Genomic DNA, 22089 nt, shown 5'->3' on the forward strand with positions numbered 1-22089 from the left:
GGGCAGTGTTCGACCTGCAGAATCAGCGGAATGCCGCGCTTCTTGTGTGACCACTGCCGACACCCCCTCACCGGACCGGTCGCCAAGGTGAAAGTGCCGCCGCCGGTTCCGATGTCGGAGATACCGGGTGTCCGGACACGTCCGGCCCGAGTGCCCCGCGGCACCTATGCCCCGAACTTTCGGCTGAGCGAGTTCAGCAACGACATCCCAGGCTTCATCGTGCACCCCACCGACGTCATCGGCGCTGAACAGCATCCCGACCACATGCGCTCAATCGGCTGCTGCCAAGGCCCTGCAGGCGGCGATGGCCTGAACCTTGTCTGCAGGGACTGCGGAGCCGAAGTTGCCACCCGGCAAGCGGATTGTTATACCCAAAACCAGGTGACCTTCGAGCCAGCTGCGGTCTGCCTTTCCTTCTCCGACGATTGACGGAGCTGCCAGTTCCGCTCCGTCGCGGACAGCTACGACAACGCGATGGACGAGGCTCTCAACAGGTTCCTCCAAGGCCGAGTCGATCGAGCACCAAGGCCCTGGTGCGACGCTTACCAGGTCGAACGTACCGTCGCTCAATGGGTCCGCCGGTACTTGCGCTTGCTTGCTCCCGCCATTCCCGCAGCCGTCGCCGTGGCGGGACAGGAGCAGGCGCATGGTGTCAGCGACGGTCCAGCTATGAGAGTTGGTGAAGGAGACACTCTGAGGACGAGACTGTTCAGGGCGAAGAGGGTCCGGGGACCGGGGCGCAGCCCCCCACGAACGGGATGGGGCCGATGGACGGACGCGACGCAGGCGGGAAACGCACGCCGTCACAGCATGCGCCGCACAGCCTCCACGATCGCGCTTCGGCATTCTGCCGGGCTCGATGCCAGGACAGCCGACGCTGGCATGCTCGCGGCGTTCGTTGGGCTCCAGGCCGAGGCGATGGCAAGGACGAGGGTGAGAAGCGTGGCCGGGGCGAAGCCCGGTGCGCCGCCCCGATCCTGCTGGACCGCTTCCAGCGAGGCGATCTTGTCGTTGCGGGTTGGCTCGGCGATGGCAGGGTCCCGTTCCACGGTGGTGCCGCGTTCCAGCCGGTGCCAGGTCGCCAGGCGGAGCACCTCGGGGTGCTTCTGATAGAAGTCGAACAGCCGCCCGGCGTAGTTCGGCAGGTCGTCAGGCGTGAAGGGCACCACGTCGAGTCCTCGTCCGACATGTGCGTCGAAGACGGCGTCGAAGAGCCCGTCCTTGTTGCAGAAGTAGACGTAGATGAGGTTCTTGTTCGCCAAGGCTGCCTTGGCGATGCGGTCGACGCGGGCTCCCGCGATCCCGTACAACGCGAACTCCTCGGTCGCAGCCTGGAGAATGCGCGCCTTCGTTGCCTCGGCTCGGGACATGGGAATCATGCTAACAGCGCCTGACTAAACGGATAGTTCTTGATCGGCAGGCACTCTACAAGCACGTGGACGAGCCTCCGCCAGTGACAGCGCCAGCGTTGGGAGCGTGTCGTCACCACAGTCCGAGGGCGTCGATCAGCGCTTCGGAGGCAAGCAGCATGACGGTGCACCACAGGGTGACGCCTGCCATGAGCCAGCCGATCAGCTGCCACCGGGGCAGGCCCAGCGCTGTGCCCAGCGTGGCCGATCCCCATGTGCCGAAGAGCGCCGGTCCGATGATGCCGAATCCGATCACGCCGTACCGGTTCACCACGCGCCGTGCCCGTTGGCCGGTGGCGCCGGCGAGGCGGTTCCCGCTTCTCCCGGGCAGCGGCCCGGCAGTGGCAGTCCGCCGGTTCGAGCGCCAGGCCAGCCACCGGGTACGCAACTTCTCGACCGCGAAGACAACGGACAGCAGGCATCCGGCCGCGCCCAGGAGCACCGCGAGGAGTGCGAGGGGCGGGGGAAGCGAGATCGAGAGGCCAAAGGGGACGGCCGGGACGCCCAGGGTGAATCCGGCGAGCACGGCCCAGGCGAAGGTCAGCACGTATCGCTCCTCGTCTGCAGGGTTGACACCGCATCAGTCCGCGGCGGCAGCTGGTTAACTAACCAGTTATCCTAACGGGATGACTGTCTCACCATTTGCCTCAACGCCCTTACCCGAAAGCTCACTTGACCGGCTGGCGGCGGCCAACTACATACTTCTCACGACGTTTCGCCGGGACGGCCGCGCAGTACCCACTCCGGTATGGGTGATGCGGGACGGGAACTGCCTGGCCGTATGGAGCGCAGCCGACGCGGGCAAGGTCAAGCGCATCCGAAACAGCGGCCGCGTGACCATCGCTCCGTGCGACTGGAGGGGGACCCCGAAGGGGGAAGCCGTGCCGGGCATCGCCGAGTTGCCCGCCGACCGGGACACCGTCCACTACCTCGACCTGATGAAGCGCAAGTACGGCCTTGTCGCGCGGATCGGCTTGCTGGGGAGCCGACTGAAGGGGCGCAAACATCGCTCGGTGGGCATCCAGATTCGGCTTACGGAGTGACCCCACGCGGGGCTTCTGTCGTGTCCGCTCCCGCACGCACACTCACCCGAACCGCTATTGACGGGACGCCGGGTCTTCGGCAGGCCGACTCCAGGAGTTTGACCATCCAGTTGGTCAAATCTTTCCGAACGGAGTGGCTCGCCATGTCGTCATCAACCGGCGAACTCACCGGCCTGCTGTGGCGGGGCAACTTCCACAACGCACGTCTACTCCTGCCAGCGATGGGCTGCCGTTTCGACCGGCAACCTCCCCGGCGGGGCGACAGCCCAGCAGAGTCCTTCCATCTGTACGGATGGTCTGCCGCCGTTGCTGCTCGGTGCGGATGAGGTCGGCGGCGGCCCGTCACTCGGCCGCCTCGCTGGTGTACTGCTGGGCGGTGCCGTTCGCCGCGGCGAGGAGTTGGAGGTCGCGGCGGTTCAACCGCTGGGCTTGGTCGGGCAGGGCCTGGCGGGCGGCGGCGACCGGCTGCGTCAGGTTCTCCATGGCGCCGAGGCCGTGGCCGGTGACGCCGGACCTCTGGGCGAACTCGCTCTGGCTGAGGGTCTTCCAGGCTTCGGCATGGGCGTCGTGCGCCGCGCTCTGCGCCCGCGTCCGCTCGGCCTCGGCCCGCCATGCGCTTGCCCACCAGTTCGTCGGTGACCTTCGGACGGCGCCGTGAGATGGGACCAGTTGGCCAGCCAGTGAGCAGTGGCCGGTAGCCCCGCTCCCACCTCTTCCAGCCACGCGTGTCCTAGTCCCGACCGCGCTCCGGCTCGCGCGCAGGTGGCCGGTTTGGCGGCCAGTCCTGCTCCTGGCGCCCACGCGGTATCGGGCAGGCCCCAACGCCCGGCATCGGGTGTGTCCCCAGGTCCGCCAGGCGGTAGCCCCATGGGTACCCCTTGATCTCCGGATTCTGCCGACTGTAGTGGGGAGCCTGCCGAGGCGGCAGCAACCGTACCAACTGTCCGCGCAGCCGCAGCGCCCCCTTGACCGCGCCGCACAGCAGCGGCGACGGCGCCGGGTAGCGAAACGCCTCGCGCAGCGGCTGGTCGAGCAGGGCGATGCCGGCCGCCCGTACCCCCGGGGCCAGCGCCCGCGGGTACCACGACGCCATCAGGCTCAGTGTGGCGTCGGCGACCGCCTGACCGCCCTCGTCCCAGCCGAAATGCTCGGCCTCGTAGGTGTCGAGAAGTTCGTCGAACTCCGTGAAGGTCTCCGGGATGTTCGGGATTCCCATGAGTTGTCCCAGATGCCGGTAGTAGGCGACACAGGCCCGCAGTTCGTGATCGGTGAGCCGACGCCAACCGTGCGCGTCGAGCCAGCGCTTGGGCATCACGACAAAGGTGGACAGCACGTATCGCATATCGTCGTCGCTGATGTCGTAGCTACGGTGCATCCGGTTGATCCGGCGGATTGCCGTCCGCCCCTGTTCGCTGGTGAAACCGTGCTCGACCACCGCGTCCAACAGCAGGGCGGTGTCGTTGTACCGCTTCTGGGACCGCTCGGTGAACTCCGCGGTATGGAACAACAGCGACCCGATACTGGGCACGGCATAGGTACGGAACAGCGCCAGTTCCAGAGCGCGGGTGAAGTCCCACGGGAATTCGTACGCTGCGATGAGTCGGTACATCTCATGGAAGTCCCGCTCGGGGTCCATGCGCCAGATCTTCTTGAGCCGGTCGTACCGCTTCACCGCGCGCCCCCTGGTCACCGTCCTGTGGTTCCCGATTCTGCCATCCTTGTGCGGGGCCCCGACGGCACCGACGGCGGGGATCCGTAAGGACCCGCGCGCATCCGGCCTCATTGCTGAGGCCCCAGCCGCGCGTCCTGTCCGTCGGCCTTTCCGGTGCGGGTCGGCACGAGGGTCAAGTTCTGGCCGCGGACCTTCATCCCGGCCCGGGCATCGTCTGGGCTGCGAGCACACTCCAGTGGGTGATGCTCAAGACCGGTTCAGGTAGGCGATCAACACGCCCCAAGCCCTGAGTACTTCGCGAAGAAGAAGCATCACCTGGCTGAACGCGATCAATGAGCAGGTCATCTGGATCGGGCAGATGGTGGTGCCCGGAACCCCGAGCGACTCCCTGTTCATCCTGGACGTACTGCTGAACCTGGACGGGCAAGAAGGGCACCATCCCCCAGGCATACCGGGACGGGATGGAAGATCAGTTGGGCTCGCTGGGTCTCGTTTTGAATGCGGTGGTGCTTGTGGACGACCGCGTACATCGACGCCGCCGTTGCCCAGCTTCGCGCCGCGAGGCACGAGATCAGGGACGAGGACGTCGCGTGGCTCTCTGCGCTCAAGCACAAGAATTTCCGGACGTTCTTCTCATACGCCCACCTCACCCGCGCATTTCTGGCAGAAAGCCTCGGTCGCCGGCCCAGACGTCTCGCGCCTTCGCCCTACTCCCGTGGGACTAGACCGGCCAGTCCGTTCTCCCAGGCCCAGGCGGCGATACCCACCCGGTTACGGGCCTTCAGCTTCGCCTGGACGTTGGCGATGTGGGTCTTGGCGGTGCCCGCCGAGATGAAGAGCTTCTCGCCGATCTCAGCGTTGGTGAGGCCCTCGGCGACCAGCCGGGCGATCTCGCCCTCCCGGGCGGTGAGAGGCGAAAGGGCCGTGGGCGCTGCCGGGGCGGAGGCAGGGGTAAGGGTCTGGAGCAGCCGGACCGTGATCTGGGGGCTGATGAGGATGTCCCCGGCCATCGCCGCCCTGACCCCCTCGATCAGCAGGCCGGGACCCGAGCGCTTGAGGAGGAACCCGCAGGCGCCGTCGTGCAGTGCCGTGCGTACGTAGTCGTCGTGGTCAAAGGTGGTGACGACGAGGACACGCATCGGGTCGGGTACGCCGGGGCCCGCGAGGCGCCGGGTGAGTTCGAGGCCGTCCAGGCTCGGCATACGGATGTCGGCGAGGATCAGGTCAGGGCGCAGGGTGCGGGCGAGCTCAAGGGCAGTAAGGCCGTCCGCCGCCTCGCCGACCACCGTCATGTCGGGCTGCGAGCCGAGTATCAGGCGGAAGCCGCTGCGTACGTCCTCCTGGTCGTCGGCGATCAGGATGCGGGTCGGGCCGAGGGGCGTCGTCATGGGGTCTCTTTCGGGAGTGTGGCAGGCAGGACGGCGGTGAGTTGCCAGCCGCCCTCGCCGTGCGGCCCCGCCGAGAGGGTTCCGCCGAGGGCCTGGGTGTGCTCGGTGAGAGTGGGGAGGCCGAGGCCGCCCCGCCAGGTGCGGCGGCGGACCGGGGCGGGTCGGGCACCGCGGTCGTTGGTGACCCGGATCTCCACGGTGGTGGCCGTGTGGGTGAACGCGACGGTGGCGCGGGAGGCGTCGGGGGCGTGCCGGCGGATGTTGGTCAGCGCCTCGACGACGATGCGGTACGCGGCAGAGCCCGTCTCTCGGGAGAGCGCCTCCGTGACCAGGGGAGGCAGGTCCAGATGCGCCTCGGTGGCTCCCGCTGAGGTGAAGTTTTCTATCAGAAACGGCAGTTGGGACACATCAGGGAGCGGCTCGGTGACGGGTGCCTCCGGACCGTGCAGCATCTGTACGGTCCGGTCCATCGCGGCCAGGGCGCTCAGGCCCGCCTTCTCGATGCGTTCCAGGGCGAGCACCGCGTGGGAGGGGTCGGTGGCGGCGACGAAGCGGGCCGCCTGGGCCTGGACGACGATCCCGCTGATGTCATGGGCGACGAAGTCGTGCAGGTCGCGGGAGAGCTGAAGACGCTGGGCGCTGCGGGCCTCGGCCACCGCGCTCCGGCGACGCAGTTCCTGGCGGCGGGGGTAGGCGCCGGCCGCCACCGCGGCGGCTACGGGAAACAGCCAGAAGGTGACGATGCCGATGGATTCCAGGAAGGACTCACCGGTGACCAGCGGCAGCGGCCAGAGGGTCACCGCGAGGGCGGTCAGCAGGAGGGCCAACGTGAGTTCGCGCAGGGGTGACCAGCGGGTGACCACGGCCAGGAGGAGGAGCAGGACGGCGGTCTCCCCCAGCTTCCAGCCGGAGCCGAAACCAGCCTTCGGCAGGGCGAAGCTGGTGATCAGGGAGAGGGCCGCACAGACCGTGGTCGGGCGGGCGAGGCGGCCGAGCCGCTGACGAACTGCGGCACGGGGGCGGGCAACGGCCCACACCCCTGTGCCCGCGGCCGCGAGCGACGGCAGAGCGCCAAGCACCTTGACGGCCGGGCCGGTTGATTCCCACATGGTGATCAGCGTACGGGTGTGCGATATGGCGGGGCTCTCTGCCGAACAGCATAGAAGGGCCGGGCTACGGCGCGATCTTTATGCCGATCGGCGGATGGGATCGCGGGGGCGCCGGGGGTGAAGCTTGAACCGTTCAACCGACCACGGCAACACCAACGCCCTCCAGAACACGGGAGTTCATCATGCGCAACACCGCAATCGGCGCTACGGCAGCCGTCGCCGTCCTCGCCGGGCTGGTTGCTGCCGGGCCCGCTCCTGCAGCCCCGGCTGCGTTCGTCGAGAAGAAGCCGGCGAAGACCGCGAGCGTCCATGGGGAAGCGCGAATCTCCTACATAGAGTCGATCAACGACGACATCCGCTTCACCATCCATGCCGAACAGACGCCGTTCACCCGGCCGGTGCTCCCCCATGCCCCCGAGGGACTGCCCACAGATGCCCGGGGCACGCTGAAGTTCTCCCACACCCCCCGGGGCGGAGCCACGGGGTGGGCGGAGGCCCAGGTGGACTGCCTGGTCACCAGCGGCCGGACGGCAACCCTGACCGCGATCGTGACGAAGTCGAACGTCGAGAAGGTCGGTGCCCGGCTGGGCATCAGCGTCCAGCAGGGCGGCAAGGGCGAGCCGGATCGGCTCGGCTTCTCCTGGGGGGTGGTGAACGTCGACCCAGGGAACGTTGACGAGAACGGCCAGCCCGTGAGGCCGCAGGCCGGTACGTGCATGGCCCCCGCACCGTTCACGACCGTGATCAAGGGCGGTTTCAAGGTGATCCACGCCGAGATCGCCAAGTCTCCCGCGCAGCCCGGGGCGGCGATCCGCCGTGGCTGACACCTTGGTCGCCGGGAGACCCGTCACGGCCGCGCCGCAGGTCCCCCGTTCCGTCCGCTTGGCGGCGCACGCCGCCGCGCTGACCCTGGTGCCGTCCGGACTATGGCGCATCGCCATCGCCCTGGGTTGGGACTCCGGATTCACCGACGAGTTCCTTCGCCCGGGAAACCTCCCCGGCGCCGGGTCCTTCTACCTCATCGGCCTCAGCCTGCTGGCCGAGGCACTCGGACTGCTCACCCTGGGCCTGGTCCACCGATGGGGCGAGGAATTCCCGCACTGGGTACCGGCCTTGGGCGGCCGGAGAATCCCTGTCATGGCGGCGGTGATCCCCGCCTCGCTCGGCGCGGCGCTCGTCACTCTCATCACGGTCACCGGCGCGTTCGCTTGGAACGACGCGGACAACATGGGTGCCGCCGGATCCCCCGAAGGCGGCCACTACTGGCTGATGACCGCCTGCTATCTCCCCCTGCTGGCCTGGGGCCCGCTACTCGCGGTAGTCGCGGCGGCCTACTACCGCCGCCGGCGTCGGGGTCACTGAGTCCCGCCGTCCGCAGATCCTGGAACACTCCCGGGCGAGCTTGTGGCGGAACTCCTGGACGGTGGGCTGCTTGTGCATCTGCCGCCGGTAGGTGTCGTCCATGAGGTCGACCACCGCCAGGAGGTGGAGGGTCTTGGCGATGCGCCCGTACTCGGCGAACGCAAGCGGCTCGACCTGGTTCCCGTGACAGCTCCCCGGCCCTGGCAATTCGGTGCAGCCGACACGGCACGCGCATGGCGATGAGTGCCCTGAGTATCAGACGGCCTTTCGGGGGCGGGTGGTGCCGAGGCGTTCCCAGAGGCCGACCAGATGCGCGTGCAGGAGTTCCTCGGCCTTCTCTGCGGTCAAGTGGCCTATGAGTACATGGGTGGTGAGGCCGTCGGCGAGGGCGAGCAGAGTGCAAGCCTCGCGCTGCGGGTCGGGCGGCATCGCGCCTTCGTCGGCCGATCCGCTCTCGGCGGCCTCCGTGATGAGGCGGACGAGGAGGTTCTGGAGAGCCGCGTAGCTGGTTTTCAGCGGGCCGGCGAGTGGCTTGCTGACAGCGGCCTGAGCGACGAACGCGAGCCAGATCCGTGCTTCGGTGCGGTGTTCTTCGCGGAGCAGGGCAATCTCGTTGGTCGCGTGGCCCAGGGCGGTGGCGGCCGACTGGGCCGGGCTTGCGGCCAGGCGTGCCCTCACACGTTCGGTGATGCGGTCGCCGACGTGGTCGACGGCGAAGAGAAGCATCTCCCCCTTGCTGCGGAAGCAGCGCTGAACGGCGCCCAGAGAGACCTGCGCGCGGGCGGCGACGTCGCGCATGCTCACTCCCTCCGGCCCGTGTTCGTCGGCAAGGAGGCACACGGCCTCGGCGATCCGGCGGCGTCGGCTTTCGTAGTCCACCTGTTTGGGCATGCTCGGTCAGCCTCCTTATTCCGATACGAGCGTATCGCTTCCGGGCTAGGGTTCAGACACGAACACTTCGGCATGGGGATGGGAAACACGATGATCAGGCAGGACGCCCTGTGGGCAATGACCGCCGCCGCCCAGGCGGAGGCGGTCCGAGGCGGAGAGATATCGGCCCTCGAACTGGTCGACAGCCACCTGGAACGTGTCGCGGAGGTCAACCCACAGGTCAACGCGGTCACGCAGCTGATGGCCGAGCGAGCCCGCGAGGCCGCGGCACACACGGACCAACGGCGAGCAGCGGGCGAAACACTCGGGCCGCTGGCCGGCGTGCCGTTTACGGTAAAGGAGTCCACCGCTGTCGAAGGGGTGCCGACCACGCTCGGAACGGCACGCTTCCGCGACCTGGTGGCTCCGGCCGACGCACCCCCTGTGGCCCGGCTCCGCGCGGCGGGAGCCATACCGATCGGCCACAGCAACATGCCCACCCTGGTCCTGGCCGGGATGCACACCCGCAGCGAGTTGTTCGGCGACACGGTCAACCCGTGGGACCGGAGCCGAACCCCGGGCGGCAGCAGCGGCGGTGACGGAGTGGCCGTCGCCACCGGCATGGCCGCGCTCGGTCTCGGCAATGATTCCGGTGGATCAGTACGAATCCCCGCCTCATTCTGCGGCGTGACGGGGCTGAAGCCGACCACCGGGCGCTTCCCCGCCGACCACCGCATCCCGCCCCGAAGACCCGGGACCAGCCTCACAGATGCTGGTCACCGACGGACCCCTGGCCCGTACGGTCGCCGACCTGAAGCTGGCATACGAGGCGCTGGCCGGGACCGACCCTCAGGACCCGCGGGCCGTACCCGTGCCCCTCTACGGCGAGCCGCTGCCGGGAACGGTCAAGGTCGCGGTCGTGGCCGATCCCGGAGGCCACGGCGTTCATGCCACGGTCCGTGCGGCTGTCACGGCCGCGGCCGACGCGTTGCGCGACGCCGGGTACGACGTGCGGGAGATCGCGGATGTTCCGCGGCTGGACGAGGCAATCGAGGCATACGGCCGGATCACCGTGACCGAATTCGCGCCGACCTGGCCAGCGGTGCGGAAACTGCTCGGCGAAGGCGGAGACCGATACATCCAGATGGCCATGGAGAAGACTCCGCCTGCGAACACCGCAGAGCTCACGAAGCTGATGGGGACCTGGCTCGGCATCCGCCGCTCCTGGGCGGAGTTCCTCGACGAGTTCCCGCTGCTGCTCGGACCGGTGTTCGCGGAGCCGCCCGTCGAGCCGGGACTGGAGTCACGCGATGAAGCGGGACGGGAACGGGTCTCTCAGGGCATGCGTCTGTGCACGGTGACCAGCTTTGTGGGCGTTCCCGCCGTCGCCGTGCCGACCGGAGTCAGCGACGGACTGCCGTCCGGCGTACAGATCATCGGGCGCGCGTTCCGGGAGGACCTGTGCCTAGCCGCTGCCCAGGAGATCGAGGACCGCCTCGGCGTGCTCACACCGATCGACCCTCGCCCCGAAGTCCCGGCTGCCGCGCGGTAGTCGGAGCTACAACAGGACAAGACCGAGCCCGTGCCCCGCCAGCCGAGGAACACCGCTGCGGCGAAGCCCGGTTCTGGAACCTGCACGCCGGACCGGAAACTGGCCTAGGCCCCGGTGAGAGAACCAGTCCCCCGGTTCATCTCGTTCGTCCTACCGGGGACAGCGGGCACCCTTCATCCAGGTCAACGCGCCGGAATCCCAGCCCTCGCACCATCAGGCGCCCCTCAAAAGCCCCGCTCCCCGGGCGGCGTCCCCTCACACCTCTCCGGTCGGGTGTCGCACTCCGCGTAGCTCGCTCGGGCCGAGGTGACGATCGCGACCAACAGCCCCGCGAGCAGGACGAGATAGAGGACCCGCCATGGCCAAGCCATCCGGTCGGGGCCGCGCATCAGCCTGATACCGAGAAGCACCATGACCAGTAAGGCGAACAGGAGCAGGGACACCAGGACATCCAGCACGGCGCCACTCTATGAGCGCACGGGCGGGATGGGACAGCCCTCCGCACACCAACCCCCTCCAAAAACTTAGTGGCCCCGCCCGGAACCGAGCAGGGGCCACCGGTGAGGAAGGGCGCGGGTCTAGAAGACGCTGAAGCCTGCCCGGCTGACTCCGGACCGCCGCCCCGCAACTCAAATCCCGTGGGCGCGGGGCCCATGGCCTTCTCATGCGGGCTTCCGCGCTGTTGCGCAATCCCGCGGCCGGCGAGAGCGCGCGCCACTGGCGGGGATGGGGAGGCCGAGGGCCGTGCTGGCCGCGGTGAGGCGACGGGCACGGCCATCGGGTGACCGGTGGTCCCGGTCGGGGTCAGTGGGTGGCAGCTCCGTAGAGCACGACGGAAGCCGCTGCGGCCGACAGCAGAACGAGCCGTACGGCGGAAACCCATTGAGCGAGACGGCGTCGGCGTTCCCGGTGCAGCAAGAGCCGTGTCGCGCCAAGCGACACGAGAAGGAACGCCGAGGACCCGTAGAAGACCGCCGCCTCGGCGAAGTGCTCGGCGTCCGACATCTCATGATCCTCGGTGATCCCGGGCAGCAACAGCCCGATCACGCCCAGGACGGCCGCCACCAGCACGGTGACGGTCATGTCCGCGGCCAGAGCCAGCGACCATCCGGTGCCGAGGGCGCGCCGTGGGTGGGTGGTCGACTGCGTCATCGTGGATCACCTTCGGTTTCTGTGTGGGACGGCCATGGACCACAGGCCGGTACGGACCGGCCCCCAGCCCATGGGGCCGATGCCTGGACAAGCTATTCCGATGTGGTCAGTGGTCGTAGGCGATCAGGGATCACAGGACAACGGCCCAGTCCGTCGAGAACTGGTCAGCCGGCGAAGGTGATCGACTCAGTCCGTCCGGCCATCTCCCGCCGGCGACCACGCTCCCAACAGTCCCCTCCCCTCGTGGAGTGCCTCGTGTCCGTACGGAACACCCCCGACAACCTCGCAGCCCTCAGGAACGAAGCCCAGGAGATCACCGCGCACTCGCGGACGCCACCAACTCGGAGACCGACGTCGCCCGCGTCCTGAACTGGTCGAGGAGGGCTACGGGGTTGGGAACCCTCCAGGGTTGATGAGGACGACAGCTGAGACCAACTGACGCGCGCTGTACGCGGTTGCGAACCCTCTTGGGTTGGTGGGGACGCGGAAGGCGTTGGACAGCGCCTCGCGCAGCGCTGGTCGCGAACCCTCTTGGGCTGATGAGGACCCGAGGGCAAAGCCGCTGGTGGGCGAGCCTCAATGACCGTGTTCTGAAGGTGCTTCTGCACCGATCCGCCGGTGCATCACCGCAGGTCAACAGCTATCCAAAGTCTCATGGTGTGGGGACTGTCGAGGTAGATTCGGCCCGGCCGCCGATCCCGCTGCTGGGCTCTCCTCCCGCACACCGACGCCTTCGGTGGACACCCACGAGCTAGTCCTCTGGTCAGCGGTCTGCCCAGTCCGGCGCCCACCTGTCGTGCGGGGCTTGCGGGCCTGCGGTGCGCAAATGGTTGCGTAGCGCGGTCAGCACGGGGTGCTGGTCTCCGCTGCGGAACAGCAATACGTGCGGGTAGACCGGGGTCGGGTCGTGCAACGGGATGCGTCGTAGGTCGTGGGTCTGGGGCCATAGGTATCGGTCTCCGTTGCCGATGAGGGTGGCCAGCGAGGCGGAGTCGGCCAGCGCGTCCATCAGGGCCTCGTCGCCGAAGTTGGGGCCGAGTGCGTCGATGCTCAGGCCGAATGCCTCGGACAGCGCTTGGTAGAACGCCGCCCATTCCGTGCCCGGCCTGATCCCGGGGATCCAGATGCGGTGGCCGGCCAGGTCCGCAGGACTGACCCGGGGTGCGTCGGCCAGTGGGTGGCGGGGGCCGACCAGGAGTTGCAGGGGTGTGTCCAGGAGTCGTTCGGCGCTGATCCCGGCCGGGACCTGGTCTGTCGGCAGGGCGCGGAAGGACGCGTCGACAGTCCCTTCGAGCACCGCCTGGGCGGCCTGGGCGGCGTTCTCCATGCTCAGCGTGACGACGTCCAGGTCCGTTTCGGGGTGGGAGCGGTAGAACCGGTGGACGGCCTGGGCAGGAGCGATGCGCCGATTGAGGACATCGACACGCAAGGGCCGGCTGCCGGGGCGCACAGCCTGCTCGGCCTGCTCGATGGTCGCCAGGACCTTTTTGGCGTGCGGCAGGAAGACCTGCCCGTCCACGCTCAGCCGGGAGCCTCGGGAAGTCCGTATCAGGAGCGTGACCTCGATGTGCCTCTCCAGGGCCGCGATCCGCTTGGAGACCGCTTGCTGGCTGATCCCCAGCTCGTCGGCCGCAGCCTGGAACTGGCCGGTATCGGCGATGGTCAAGAACGTCCGCAGCGCTTCGACATCCACGCTTCCACCCTAATTCCACAACCAGGGGTTGTGTCTGGTGCGTTGCAGGGTTGTTTGATCGAGTGTTGTGCGCGGTGATGGGATCAGCTCATGTCTACCCGTACAGAGCAGATCATGTATGTCCGGACGCCTGAGTTCGCGCGTCATGCGGAGCGGATCGTGGAGGTTACCGATGCGACATCTCGACTGAACGTGCTTCCGTTCGGCGACAGCGAAGGTCGCGCGGAACTACTTTCTGTTGTATTCGGTGGCCCGCTGCCGGAGTCGGTGGTGATCTACCCACCGTTCTATACCGAGTGCGGGCTGAACACGACGTTCGGGGAGAACGTCTTCGTCAACCAGGGATGCACCTTCATGGACAAGGGAGGCATCAGTATCGGGAACGGCGTCATGATCGCCCCGAAGGTGAGCCTCATCACCGGAGGCCATCCACTGCCACTGGCCGAGCGCCGCGAATACCTCTCCTTCGCCCCGATCGCCATCGAGGACGACGTCTGGATCGGGACGGCTGCCGTGATCACGCAGGGGGTGACCATCGGCGCCGGTGCAGTGGTCGCTGCCGGTGCGGTGGTCACTCGTGATGTTCCTGCCGGCGCCGTGGTCGCGGGAGTGCCCGCCCGGGTGATCAAGGCGATCGACTGAGCCTGGCCGGGCCGCTGGCCCGGGTGCGCAGCGCCACTGCGATCTGACCCTGATGCCTCGTCACGCCCGGTCGAGCGGGCGGCAGTGGGACCGCATTCGACCCTTGCTGCCCCCTCCAGTGCCGGTCGTTGTGGCAGGCCGTGGGCCGATCACCGACGCATGGTGGCTTCGACTCCGAAGCGGGTGGGCAGCCCGCACTCATTCTGTTTGGCGTGGCACACGGGGGCCGTTCCGTCGCAGTGCCCTCCCCCACCGGCCGGCGGTTCACTCTCCCCGCGGGAGGGCGGGGAAACAGGCCGCCAGTTCGCTGCGGGAGCGGGCACCAAGCCCGGCTGGGTCGGGCGGTGCGGACTTCGTTCGCCTACGACTACCTGGCCAAGATATGGCAGGAGATCGTTCCGTACCTGCACGCGGAAACGCTGAGCCCTCCCCGGGACCGAGGGCCTGTCCGGAGGAATCCGCCGGACAGGCCCTCCACTCCGCCACCGAATCGCGATGAGCCTGGGGAAGCCGACCGTGCCGACTGCGGCGGTCGCGCGTCCGCCCCTGTCCGTGACGGCGTCGGAAAGCCGCTCACGAAACCCGGATCACCAGCCGTTGCGGGCGACCCCATCCGCGCCCGGCGCAGACGGGGTCGACAATCGGGGACGTCAGGCCGCGCGGTCCACGGGTGTCTCCTGGGACTGTCGGGCGACGGCGGTGCGGAATCCGTCGCCGAAGCGGTGGTCGAGGGCGTGGGCGAGTCGGCCGCGGAGCGCGGTCAGCCGCTCGATGGCCTGGTCGAGACCGTCCAGTCGGCGCAGCGTGACATTCTCCACCGGGCAGCCCCCGGCCCGGTCGTCGCCGATCGCCGCCCCCATCTCGGGAGGCCGGCCGTCCAGCACCGGGATCAGCGACTCCACGTCCCGGATGGTCAGCCCCGCGTCCAGGAGTTCCCGCACGGCGCGGAGCCGTTCGAGATCCTCCAACCCGTACTCGCGGTGGCCCACCTGTGAGCGGCGGGCCGTGAACAGGCCGCGCTCCTCGTAGTAGCGCAGCGCCCGCGGTGTGAGCCCGACGGCCGCGGCGGCATCGCCGATACGCACGGTTCGCCCCCGAATGAGGTTCAGAGTTCCACCAGGACCGCACCGATGTGACGGCCCTCCAACAGCTCGCACAACGCCCGGGGGGCCTGGCCGATTCCCGACACCCGGACATGCGGGAAGGTCAGCGTTCCGTCCCGCAGCCCCTGGCCGAACTCCTTCGTCCACTCCGGGAGCGCGTCCATGTGATCGCTCCCGGACAGACCGCGCACCGTGATCCCGCGCAGGATGAGCGAGCCGCTGTCCACCTCGATCACACTGCGGAATCCTCCGGAGAGCTGCCCGTCGAGCGCCCCGATGAGGGCGATGCGCGCACCCCGGCGTGCCACCGCGAGCGCGGCCGAGAGCTGCTCCCCGCCGACGTTGTCGAAGACCGCGTCGAGCCCTTCGGGGGCCGCTGCGCGCAGTTGCTCTTCAATGGGTCCCGCGCCGCGGATGACGGCGGCGTCATAGCCGAGTTCCTCCACCAGAACACGTGCCTTGCGCTCGGAGCTGGTGCTGCCGATCACCCGAGCGGCTCCCCGCAGCCGGGCGAACTGACCGGCCAGCGTGCCGACGCCGCCCGCCGCCGCGCTGACGAAGACGGTGTCCCCGGCCCGCACCTCCGCGCCACGCACGATGCCCAGCCAGGCGGTGAAGCCCTGGGACAGATGAGCCGCCGCGTCGGGCAGCTCGGCGGGGTCAACGCGCTGGAACTCGGCCGCGTCACCCACCGCGTACTCACGCCAGCCGTGCCGGTGGGTGACGAGGTCCCCGGGAGCCAGCCCGGCGTCGGAGCCGTTGACCGCGACGACCTCGCCGAGGGCCGGTCCCCACAATGGGCTGTCGGGCGCGTAGCCCGTCACGGGCAGATCGGCGTCGTCCCGCATCAGGGTGCGCATCACGGCGGTGACGCTCATCAGCGTGTTCCGTACGAGGACCTGTCCGGGCGCCGGGTCGGGTATCGGGAAGGTCACCACCTGGAGGTGATCGGGCGTCAGCTCGCCCTGCGGGCGGCGGGCGAGACGCACCTCGCGGTAGGTGGCGGGGGTGGAAGAGGGCATGGCTACTCCTGGGCAGGGGCCGCGCGAAGCTGTCCCCGGCGGCCGTGGGCGATCGGTCGTTCCGACGGTAAGACTTGACGCCCGCGTCAAGTGCAAGACCGGGTCTGTCGTGCGCCCATCAGCGATCTGAAGCGGCTCGCCGCCTCGGTATTCGGGTCCGATCTGTTGAGGTAGGACCCGAGATTGGGCACAGGCTTCGAGTCAGCCCGACAGCTCCTCGCCCTCAGGTTGGTCCTGTTGGGACCAATAGACCCGACCAGAACTGACCTGTGAGGTCAAGCGAGGTCAAGCGAGGTCAAGCGAGGTCAGCGGTTGACGTGGCCGCCCCAGAAGCATGTCGGCACAACCGGTCATCAAAAAGGGTTCAAGGTTCTCTGAATTCACAGATTCATGTACTCTCGCGGGGTGTTGACTCTCACCCGTGACATCGAGGTGCTGGCCCGGTTCGGCCGCGCTCTCGCCGATCCGATCCGCTGCCGTGTCCTGCTCGCGCTGCGTGACGCCCCCGCCTACCCCGCCGACCTCGCCGACGCGATCGGCGTCTCCCGCACCCGATTGTCAAACCACCTGGCGTGCCTGCGCGATTGCGGTCTGGTCGTCGCCGTTCCCGACGGCCGCCGCACCCGCTACGAGCTGGCCGACGAACGCCTCGGCCACGCGCTAGACGACCTGCGCACCGCCGTGGTCGCCGTCGAGTCGGACAAGACCTGCCCGGACGCGGAGACGAAGGGCTGCTGCTGAGGTGACCGCGATGTCCCTCAATCCGCCCCCGGCCCGCCGTGACGTGCTCGCCAGGCGCATACGGCTACTCGTCGCCGCGACGATCATCTACAACGTCATCGAGGCCGTCGTCGCCATCACCGCAGGGACGATCGCCTCCTCCACCGCGCTGATCGGCTTCGGTCTGGACTCCGTCATCGAGGTCTCCTCCGCCGCTGCGGTCGCCTGGCAGTTCTCCAACCGTGACCACACGCTGCGCGCAGCCCGAGAGAAGACGACGCTGCGGATCATCGCCGTCTCCTTCTTCGTGCTCGCCGCATACGTCGGCATCGACGCCGTCCGCGCACTGACAGGCACCGGCGAGGCTGGACGTTCCATCCCCGGCATCGTCATCGCCGCCCTCTCCCTGGCGATCATGCCGTTCCTGTCCGCCGCCCAGCGCAGGGCAGGGCGCGAACTCGGCTCCGCCTCGGCCGTGGCGGACTCCAAGCAGACCCTGCTGTGCACCTATCTGTCCGCGGTCCTTCTGGTCGGACTGGTCCTCAACGCAACCTTGGGCTGGTCGTGGGCCGATCCGATCGCCGCTCTGGTGATCGCCGTCATCGCCGTGAAGGAAGGCCGCGACGCCTGGCAGGGAAAGGGCTGCTGCGCGGCCCCTGCCGTAGCCCTCACCGCAGGGCCGGGAGACGCGTGCGACTGCCGCCCCGGGTGCACCTGCTGCACCTGAAGCGCGCCGGAGGACTGCGGCGACGTCCGGGGCGTGACCTTCAAGTCGGGTCACCGTCGGACCGAGGACTGGTTCTGAGGGGGCTGGTGGTCCCTTGTCCTCGTGACCGCCTTACTCGACTGGCTCCTCGCCTAACCACCCCCACCCATCACCTCACGACAACGACGGCGGCAAGTCCGGGTGGCCAGGCAGTCCAACCCCCGAGCACGCCATGCCGACTTCAACCACAAGCCGCGGCCCGGCTGCTGTTCCCCCGCAGCCGATCGAGGTCCGACCCATCAGCCGTTGGCAACCGCCAGGAGCTTCGTCCTGCCCGGAGGTAGCGCGTGGGTTCCAGGAATCTGGGCGGCCCTTGGCCGCGGACCTGTGGGCAGGTCGCAGTCTTGTCCCAACGGGTTCCCGGTCCTACGGCTGCGCTTCGCGGCCGGCCTGGGCACGATTCGGCTGGCGGTTCCCGCGGCCAACGGCCGAAGGGGTGCGCAGCCGTAGGCGTTCGCCTTGGGGCCCGAACATAATCAGGTACTCAACAGGCCCGCCGGAGCCGCCGTTCACCACCCCATGCGGGGTGCGGGTGTCGAACTCGGCAACGTCCCCGGCAGTCAGGACGAGGTCTTGGTCGCCGAGCGCGAGCCACAGCCGCCCGTACAGGACGCAGAGCCATTCGTAGCCGTCGTGGGAGACCTGACGGGGCCGCGCGGGCGGGTCCTCAAGGGCGGCGGGCAGGACGTGCTTGTGGGCGTGCAAGCCGCCGACGTACCGGGTCAACGGCAGCACCGCCTTGTCATCCCCGAAGCTCAACGGCACCGTAGCGCGCGGCTCGGCCGCGGGGGCGGGCGCGGTGCCGGCCAGTTCGTCTAGGGAGACGCCGTACTCTTTCGACAGTTGCAGCAGCACCTCCAGGGTGGGCTTGCGCCGGCCAGTCTCGATCCGGGACAGCGTGCTGGCCGAGATGCCCGTCGCGCAGCTGACACCGGCGAGCGTCGCGCTGTGGTGCTCGCGCGCAGCCCGCAACCGGGGCCCCATAGCGTCCAGCGTGCCGTCCACGTCGTCGACTGCCACCTTTACCGCTCCTTCCTGCCGTGCGGCTCCACCGCTCTGTGCTGCGAGTTTGCCAGAATGGCAAGGCTGATCGCGTCGGGCGGGTGCCGCGCCGCATGATCGATGGGTAGTCGCGTCCGCCCGCAAATCGAGGAGAAGCCCATGCAGCCCGAGCCGACCGCCGAGCTCCGCCACCGCACCGTCGAGGCCCCGGCCGGGCGCCTGCACCTGGTCGAGCAGGGCACCGGCCCGCTGGTCCTGCTTGTGCACGGCTTCCCCGAGTCCTGGTACTCCTGGCGCCGCCAGCTGCCGGCCCTCGCCGCGGCCGGCCACCGGGCGGTGGCGATCGACGTGCGCGGCTACGGCCGCTCCTCCAAGCCGGAGGCGGTGGACGCCTACCGGATGGTCGACCTGGTGGAGGACAATGTTGCCGTCGTGCGCGCCCTCGGCGAGGAGAAGGCGGTGGTCGTTGGCCACGACTGGGGCTCCAACATCGCTTCCGCCTCCGCCCTGCTCAACCCCGACGTCTTCCGCGCCGTCGCCCTGCTGAGTGTCCCCTACGCGCCGCCCGGCGGCCCCCGCCCCACCGACATCTTCGGCCAGATCGGCGGCCCCGAGCAGGAGTTCTACGTCTCCTACTTCCAGCAGCCCGGCCGCGCCGAGGCGGAGATCGAGCCCGACGTCCGGGGCTGGCTCGCAGGCTTCTACGCGGCTCTGTCCGCCGACACGATGCCCGCCCAGGGCGAGCCCGACCCGCACTTCGTTGCCCGCGCCAGCGGCCAGCTGCGCGACCGTTTCCCCATGGGGGTCCTCCCGGCCTGGCTGAGCAAGGACGACCTCGACGTGTACGCCGGGGAGTTCGAGCGCACAGGGTTTACCGGCGCACTCAACCGCTACCGCAACATGGACCGAGACTGGGAAGAACTCGCCCCGCACCGCGGAGCCCCGATCACACAGCCGTCCCTGTTCATCGGCGGCGCCCTGGACGCCTCCACCACCTGGATGTCCGACGCCATCGACGCCTACCCCACCACCCTCCCCGGCCTGTCGGCCTCCCACCTCTTGGACGGCTGTGGCCACTGGATCCAGCAGGAGCGCCCCGACGAGGTCAACCGCCTGCTGACCGACTGGCTCGCGACCCTCCAGGGCTGAACCAGGCTGGCTACTGGGCAGTTTGGCGGTTCGGGTGAGTGCGGCACGGACGAATGGGCGAAGCACGATGGTGGTCACCCGAAGGCTGGTTCAGCCTGTGCGTTTCACGCTGCGCAGCAAGACATCTGTCACCAGCGAGGAACGCCACTTGGCATCAACAGGGGCTCTGCAACGGTGATGTCACCTTTCAAGTCGCGGCCGGCCTCCGCCCGCTGAGGGTTCACTTACGAGCTGGTGCGTGATTGCGCGTGAGGTGTTCTTGCTGGTGGGTGGCATGATCCGGATGTGGCGATCATGGTCAGTCGGACGGTTCTCGCGCATCAGGTGTTCACAGGGGTCTCTCGGGGGCATCTCGCTTACCTGATTGAGGAGTTGGCCGACCCTTGGCAGGCGGTGGTCGAGGGGCGTCGTCACAGAGCCCGCGGCGGGGCCAGGCGACGTGAAGCAGGAGCCGGTGTCCGGCATCGGCTGGTGTTCGTCGACCGGCTCGTGGCCACGCTGATTCATCTGCGGCACGATTTGCCGCATGCGGCGTTGGGGCTGCTGTTCGGCGTCGATCGCTCCACCATCACCCGTGCGATCGGCGAGATGCGAGGGCTGCTGGCCGAGCGGGGATGTGCGGTCCCGGACCGGCCCGGCCTGCGGCTACGGACCTTGGCGGATGTGTTCGCATACGCCCAGGCCGAAGGCATCGAGCTGCGGCTGGACGCCACCGAAGTCCAGGTCCGTCGGCCCCCGGCCGGCCGCGGCGGACGCCGTGCCTTCGTCTCGGGGAAGAAGAAGCAGAACACGATGAAGGCCACCGTCGTCGCCGACCATGAGGGCCGCACGCTCTGGACCGACGCCCTGCGACCAGGGCGGATGCATGACGCGACCGCTGCACGCAACGAGGGCATCGGTACCTGTTTCCAGCGCTTCTCCGACGTTGAAGTCCTTCTGGACGACGGCTACCTCGGACTCCGCCGCGACCATCCCGGCCAAGCGGTGACGCCGCCGAGGAAGGGAAACAAGATCAGCCCTCCCGAGGTCCTCGAAGCCCGCCTACGAGCCCGGCACCGGCACTCCTCGAAGCGCATCACCGTCGAACACGCCCTCGCCGATCACAAACGCTGGAAGCAATTGGTCCGCTGGACCCACCGCCGGGAGAATCTGCCCGCCACCTACCGGGCCATCGCCGGCCTCGTCTCCGACCGCAACACCACCGACTGACAAAAACCCCCGGTCAGGCATCCACGTCTCAAACGCAATCACGCACCAGCTCGTTAGTGATTGTGCTCGGCATGTCCGAGGACCTCGCCACTGACGCGGGTACCGATCCGGCGCAGTTCAGCATCACGGGGCATCGCCGTGGTCTCGGCCAGGCCGATCGCATCCTTGACACCAACGATGCGCACGAAGAGACCGAGGCGTGGGCCGTTCGGCCCCCACTCGTTGGGTTCCAAGCACGCCGGCATCGTCGGACAGCCGTCCAAACCGATGCCGGCGGGCAAATATCACGCAGGGGTACCGAGCGGCGGATGCTCAAGCACGCGGGGCTTGTACTCGACCAACTGGATGCGGCCGTCGAAGGTGCGGTGCTCGATCATCTCCAGGGCAACGTCCGGATAGCCGTCGTAAATGCGTTCTTCGCCCGTGGCTCCAGTGATCACCGGGAACATCACGACACGGAAACGGTCGACGAGTCCGGCACGCAGCAGGGACCGGCACAGGCTGAGGCTGCCGATCGTGCTCAGGAGCCCCGAACCACTCGATTTCATGGCGCGGACCGACTCGACGGCGTCGTCGCGGACAAGCGTGGAGTTGGCCCACGTCAGTGGCTCCTCTAGTGAGGAGGAGAACACCACCTTGGACGCTTGCGTGAGCTCGTCGACGGACGCCTCTTCTTCGGGCCTGAACTCATCCAGACCCTTCGGAACCTCGCCTGCGGCGAAGCCCGACATCAGGCGATAGGTGTTCGCTCCCATCAGGTAGGTGGCCTCGGGCTGCTTGCCGAGCCACGCAAGGTACTCCGGGCCCTCAAGGCCCCAGAACCCGGGCCACCCCTCCCCCGACGCATAGCCGTCGAGGGAAGTGATGAAATCGACGAGAAGCTCAGACATAGCGGTGTCCCTTCCTTGAATGTCACGAACTTAGACCGGCCGCGACCCACTGAGCCGGGACGCGGTAGTTGGAATCGGTGCGGCGAGGTGACTTGGCAGTTTTGACCTGCTGGGGCGAGCATGTTGGAACCATCGGGTCAGACTTCTTGCAAGCTTCGGTGAATTGCCAGTCATGATTGGGACCAGTTCCGGGCATCGCAGGCATGCAGCGTCCGTAGTCGCTTTCCCGAGAGGTACACGGAACCGAGCGAGCGCGTATGCAGGGCCGCGGGTGGGGCGGTGGCGACAGCGGCGGGCGAACACCTGGTTCCGGCTCTTGCGCCCGGACCCTGTGAA

General features: G+C 68.4%; 24 protein-coding genes and 4 pseudogenes. 12 read left to right on the top strand and 16 right to left on the bottom strand.

Features of this window, described 5'->3' with window-relative positions; translation table 11 throughout:
* The first annotated feature begins 30 nt into the window (after positions 1–30).
* Positions 31–429: a hypothetical protein gene (locus tag OID54_RS00865; protein WP_329012384.1), complete on the top strand. Its 399-nt coding sequence runs from the start codon at positions 31–33 to the stop codon at positions 427–429.
* Between the two features lie 374 nt (positions 430–803).
* On the opposite strand, the gene OID54_RS00870 is transcribed toward OID54_RS00865, so the two are convergent.
* Complete coding sequence (locus OID54_RS00870; protein ID WP_329012387.1) at positions 804–1370, bottom strand: TetR family transcriptional regulator; 567 nt, start codon at positions 1368–1370, stop codon at positions 804–806.
* 112 nt (positions 1371–1482) lie between these two features.
* Positions 1483–1956, bottom strand: a complete 474-nt coding sequence (locus tag OID54_RS00875; RefSeq protein ID WP_329012389.1) for a hypothetical protein — start codon at positions 1954–1956, stop codon at positions 1483–1485.
* Between the two features lie 79 nt (positions 1957–2035).
* On the opposite strand from OID54_RS00875, the gene OID54_RS00880 reads away from it, so the two are divergent.
* A complete protein-coding gene (locus OID54_RS00880) occupies positions 2036–2452 on the top strand; it encodes a PPOX class F420-dependent oxidoreductase (RefSeq protein WP_329012391.1) in 417 nt (138 codons plus the stop codon).
* A gap of 342 nt (positions 2453–2794) precedes the next feature.
* Here the strand turns inward: OID54_RS00880 and OID54_RS00885 are convergent, their stop codons facing one another.
* Positions 2795–3175, bottom strand: a complete 381-nt coding sequence (locus OID54_RS00885) for a hypothetical protein (protein ID WP_329012393.1) — start codon at positions 3173–3175, stop codon at positions 2795–2797.
* A 7-nt stretch (positions 3176–3182) separates the two neighbouring features.
* Entirely contained in the window at positions 3183–4088 is a 906-nt protein-coding gene (locus OID54_RS00890) for an oxygenase MpaB family protein (RefSeq protein ID WP_329027192.1), read from the bottom strand.
* Between the two features lie 312 nt (positions 4089–4400).
* Here OID54_RS00890 and OID54_RS39080 point away from each other — a divergent pair.
* Both OID54_RS39080 and OID54_RS39085 read left to right on the top strand, forming a co-directional pair.
* Positions 4401–4548: pseudogene (locus tag OID54_RS39080) on the top strand (Tn3 family transposase); the annotation flags it as partial.
* A pseudogene (locus OID54_RS39085) lies at positions 4547–4817 on the top strand (Tn3 family transposase); the annotation flags it as partial. The pseudogenes OID54_RS39080 and OID54_RS39085, both read left to right, overlap by 2 nt.
* Positions 4818–4831: 14 nt before the next feature.
* On the opposite strand, the gene OID54_RS00895 reads toward OID54_RS39085, so the two are convergent.
* Entirely contained in the window at positions 4832–5512 is a 681-nt protein-coding gene (locus tag OID54_RS00895; protein ID WP_329012396.1) for a response regulator transcription factor, read from the bottom strand.
* Positions 5509–6621: a sensor histidine kinase gene (locus tag OID54_RS00900; RefSeq protein ID WP_329012399.1), complete on the bottom strand. Its 1113-nt coding sequence runs from the start codon at positions 6619–6621 to the stop codon at positions 5509–5511. The genes OID54_RS00895 and OID54_RS00900 overlap by 4 nt, the downstream gene beginning before the upstream one ends.
* Before the next feature lie 182 nt (positions 6622–6803).
* On the opposite strand from OID54_RS00900, the gene OID54_RS00905 reads away from it, so the two are divergent.
* A complete protein-coding gene (locus OID54_RS00905) occupies positions 6804–7445 on the top strand; it encodes a hypothetical protein (protein WP_329012401.1) in 642 nt (213 codons plus the stop codon).
* Positions 7438–7983, top strand: a complete 546-nt coding sequence (locus OID54_RS00910; protein ID WP_329012403.1) for a hypothetical protein — start codon at positions 7438–7440, stop codon at positions 7981–7983. Before OID54_RS00905 ends, OID54_RS00910 begins: the two co-directional genes overlap by 8 nt.
* On the opposite strand, the pseudogene OID54_RS00915 reads toward OID54_RS00910, so the two are convergent.
* A pseudogene (locus OID54_RS00915) lies at positions 7978–8145 on the bottom strand (Tn3 family transposase); the annotation flags it as partial. The gene OID54_RS00910 and the pseudogene OID54_RS00915 sit on opposite strands and share 6 nt — an antisense overlap.
* A 93-nt stretch (positions 8146–8238) precedes the next feature.
* Complete coding sequence (locus OID54_RS00920; RefSeq protein ID WP_329012405.1) at positions 8239–8874, bottom strand: TetR/AcrR family transcriptional regulator; 636 nt, start codon at positions 8872–8874, stop codon at positions 8239–8241.
* 90 nt (positions 8875–8964) lie between these two features.
* On the opposite strand from OID54_RS00920, the pseudogene OID54_RS00925 reads away from it, so the two are divergent.
* Positions 8965–10405: pseudogene (locus OID54_RS00925) on the top strand (amidase).
* A gap of 224 nt (positions 10406–10629) precedes the next feature.
* Here OID54_RS00925 and OID54_RS00930 read toward each other — a convergent pair.
* From OID54_RS00930 to OID54_RS00940, 3 genes are all read right to left on the bottom strand, one after another.
* The gene (locus OID54_RS00930; RefSeq protein ID WP_329012407.1) at positions 10630–10863 is read right to left on the bottom strand and encodes a hypothetical protein; all 234 of its coding nucleotides are present in this window, start codon (positions 10861–10863) and stop codon (positions 10630–10632) included.
* Between the two features lie 346 nt (positions 10864–11209).
* Positions 11210–11557: a hypothetical protein gene (locus OID54_RS00935; RefSeq protein ID WP_329012410.1), complete on the bottom strand. Its 348-nt coding sequence runs from the start codon at positions 11555–11557 to the stop codon at positions 11210–11212.
* A 763-nt stretch (positions 11558–12320) separates the two neighbouring features.
* A complete protein-coding gene (locus OID54_RS00940; protein WP_329012412.1) occupies positions 12321–13250 on the bottom strand; it encodes a LysR family transcriptional regulator in 930 nt (309 codons plus the stop codon).
* A gap of 114 nt (positions 13251–13364) precedes the next feature.
* Between OID54_RS00940 and OID54_RS00945 the strand changes: the two genes are divergently transcribed.
* Positions 13365–13892, top strand: coding sequence for a DapH/DapD/GlmU-related protein (locus OID54_RS00945; protein WP_329027194.1), 528 nt, complete (start codon positions 13365–13367; stop codon positions 13890–13892).
* A 650-nt stretch (positions 13893–14542) separates the two neighbouring features.
* Here the strand turns inward: OID54_RS00945 and OID54_RS00950 are convergent.
* The gene (locus OID54_RS00950) at positions 14543–14977 is read right to left on the bottom strand and encodes a MerR family transcriptional regulator (RefSeq protein ID WP_329012416.1); all 435 of its coding nucleotides are present in this window, start codon (positions 14975–14977) and stop codon (positions 14543–14545) included.
* Between the two features lie 20 nt (positions 14978–14997).
* Positions 14998–16017, bottom strand: a complete 1020-nt coding sequence (locus OID54_RS00955) for an MDR family NADP-dependent oxidoreductase (RefSeq protein ID WP_329012418.1) — start codon at positions 16015–16017, stop codon at positions 14998–15000.
* Between the two features lie 405 nt (positions 16018–16422).
* On the opposite strand from OID54_RS00955, the gene OID54_RS00960 reads away from it, so the two are divergent.
* Together OID54_RS00960 and OID54_RS00965 are read left to right on the top strand one after the other, a co-directional pair.
* Complete coding sequence (locus tag OID54_RS00960; protein WP_329012421.1) at positions 16423–16758, top strand: ArsR/SmtB family transcription factor; 336 nt, start codon at positions 16423–16425, stop codon at positions 16756–16758.
* 10 nt (positions 16759–16768) lie between these two features.
* Positions 16769–17464, top strand: a complete 696-nt coding sequence (locus OID54_RS00965) for a cation diffusion facilitator family transporter (protein WP_329012424.1) — start codon at positions 16769–16771, stop codon at positions 17462–17464.
* A gap of 405 nt (positions 17465–17869) precedes the next feature.
* Here OID54_RS00965 and OID54_RS00970 read toward each other — a convergent pair whose 3' ends face one another.
* Positions 17870–18523 carry a helix-turn-helix domain-containing protein gene (locus OID54_RS00970; protein WP_329012427.1) on the bottom strand — a complete coding sequence of 218 codons (654 nt, stop codon included), beginning with the start codon at positions 18521–18523 and terminating at the stop codon, positions 17870–17872.
* A gap of 141 nt (positions 18524–18664) precedes the next feature.
* Between OID54_RS00970 and OID54_RS00975 the strand changes: the two genes are divergently transcribed.
* Both OID54_RS00975 and OID54_RS00980 read left to right on the top strand, forming a co-directional pair.
* Positions 18665–19654 carry an alpha/beta fold hydrolase gene (locus tag OID54_RS00975; RefSeq protein ID WP_329012430.1) on the top strand — a complete coding sequence of 330 codons (990 nt, stop codon included), beginning with the start codon at positions 18665–18667 and terminating at the stop codon, positions 19652–19654.
* 294 nt (positions 19655–19948) lie between these two features.
* Positions 19949–20863 (top strand): transposase family protein, encoded by a 915-nt coding sequence (locus OID54_RS00980; protein ID WP_329027195.1) that lies wholly within the window; start codon positions 19949–19951, stop codon positions 20861–20863.
* Positions 20864–20916: 53 nt separating this feature from the next.
* Here OID54_RS00980 and OID54_RS00985 read toward each other — a convergent pair whose 3' ends face one another.
* Both OID54_RS00985 and OID54_RS00990 read right to left on the bottom strand, forming a co-directional pair.
* A complete protein-coding gene (locus tag OID54_RS00985) occupies positions 20917–21096 on the bottom strand; it encodes a hypothetical protein (protein WP_329012432.1) in 180 nt (59 codons plus the stop codon).
* Between the two features lie 51 nt (positions 21097–21147).
* Positions 21148–21753, bottom strand: a complete 606-nt coding sequence (locus OID54_RS00990) for a dihydrofolate reductase family protein (protein ID WP_329012435.1) — start codon at positions 21751–21753, stop codon at positions 21148–21150.
* Positions 21754–22089: the final 336 nt, after the last annotated feature.

It is taken from the genome of Streptomyces sp. NBC_00690 (assembly GCF_036226685.1).
In the GTDB taxonomy this organism is placed as follows: Bacteria; Actinomycetota; Actinomycetes; order Streptomycetales; family Streptomycetaceae; genus Streptomyces.

What these genes read in the sequence shown, in the direction of transcription:
- OID54_RS00920 (WP_329012405.1), bottom strand. Translation starts at nt 8,874, where the DNA reads ATGCCCAAACAGGTGGACTACGAAAGCCGACGCCGCCGGATCGCCGAG.
- OID54_RS00955 (WP_329012418.1), bottom strand. Translation starts at nt 16,017, where the DNA reads ATGCCCTCTTCCACCCCCGCCACCTACCGCGAGGTGCGTCTCGCCCGC.
- OID54_RS00880 (WP_329012391.1), top strand. Translation starts at nt 2,036, where the DNA reads ATGACTGTCTCACCATTTGCCTCAACGCCCTTACCCGAAAGCTCACTT.
- OID54_RS00990 (WP_329012435.1), bottom strand. Translation starts at nt 21,753, where the DNA reads ATGTCTGAGCTTCTCGTCGATTTCATCACTTCCCTCGACGGCTATGCG.
- OID54_RS00965 (WP_329012424.1), top strand. Translation starts at nt 16,769, where the DNA reads ATGTCCCTCAATCCGCCCCCGGCCCGCCGTGACGTGCTCGCCAGGCGC.
- OID54_RS00980 (WP_329027195.1), top strand. Translation starts at nt 19,949, where the DNA reads ATGGTCAGTCGGACGGTTCTCGCGCATCAGGTGTTCACAGGGGTCTCT.
- OID54_RS00945 (WP_329027194.1), top strand. Translation starts at nt 13,365, where the DNA reads ATGTATGTCCGGACGCCTGAGTTCGCGCGTCATGCGGAGCGGATCGTG.
- OID54_RS00865 (WP_329012384.1), top strand. Translation starts at nt 31, where the DNA reads ATGCCGCGCTTCTTGTGTGACCACTGCCGACACCCCCTCACCGGACCG.
- OID54_RS00895 (WP_329012396.1), bottom strand. Translation starts at nt 5,512, where the DNA reads ATGACGACGCCCCTCGGCCCGACCCGCATCCTGATCGCCGACGACCAG.
- OID54_RS00870 (WP_329012387.1), bottom strand. Translation starts at nt 1,370, where the DNA reads ATGTCCCGAGCCGAGGCAACGAAGGCGCGCATTCTCCAGGCTGCGACC.
- OID54_RS00900 (WP_329012399.1), bottom strand. Translation starts at nt 6,621, where the DNA reads ATGTGGGAATCAACCGGCCCGGCCGTCAAGGTGCTTGGCGCTCTGCCG.
- OID54_RS00935 (WP_329012410.1), bottom strand. Translation starts at nt 11,557, where the DNA reads ATGACGCAGTCGACCACCCACCCACGGCGCGCCCTCGGCACCGGATGG.
- OID54_RS00905 (WP_329012401.1), top strand. Translation starts at nt 6,804, where the DNA reads ATGCGCAACACCGCAATCGGCGCTACGGCAGCCGTCGCCGTCCTCGCC.
- OID54_RS00975 (WP_329012430.1), top strand. Translation starts at nt 18,665, where the DNA reads ATGCAGCCCGAGCCGACCGCCGAGCTCCGCCACCGCACCGTCGAGGCC.
- OID54_RS00890 (WP_329027192.1), bottom strand. Translation starts at nt 4,088, where the DNA reads ATGGACCCCGAGCGGGACTTCCATGAGATGTACCGACTCATCGCAGCG.